1 protein-coding gene is annotated in these 460 nt (G+C 62.8%); it reads right to left on the bottom strand.

Going from position 1 to position 460, the window contains the following annotated elements:
* On the bottom strand, positions 1-445 hold a 445-nt coding region (locus tag D7V77_RS42520), incomplete at its 3' end, for a BPSS1780 family membrane protein (protein ID WP_199734010.1).
* Between the last annotated feature and the right edge of the window lie 15 nt (positions 446-460).

Consider the following 460-nt stretch of genomic DNA (forward strand, 5'->3'; position numbering starts at 1 on the left):
AGAACGAGCAGTACAGCACGGCCATCACCAGAATCCGGTACGGCGTGGCAATGATGGGGGCGATGTTGTTGGCACCGCTCGACGCGAACAACGCATCGATGAACAACGGCACCGCGATCAGCAGGATTGCCACCAGGACGCCGTACGCGATGAACGCGGCGCGGTCGCGCCACACGGCCATCCAGCTGAAGAACAGCGCCTTGCCCACCGGAATGCCGTGCCATGCCACCAGTAACGGCGCAAACCAGAACAGCACCGCCACCGGGATATACAGCACCGAGCCCATCACCATGGCGAGGTAGAACTCGCGGATGGCGTCAGCGGTGAGCGGTTTGTCGCTGACCACGGTCATCAGCGTGTCGACATCCACCATGGTCATCAGCACGCCGCTGACCACCAGCACCAGCACGCCGTAGATGCCGCCGAGCTTGAGCAGGCTGCGCATCGCATCCTTCCCGTA

Origin of the sequence: Corallococcus sp. CA041A, assembly GCF_003612075.1 — a bacterium.
GTDB classification, from domain to species: Bacteria; Myxococcota; Myxococcia; order Myxococcales; family Myxococcaceae; genus Corallococcus; species Corallococcus exiguus.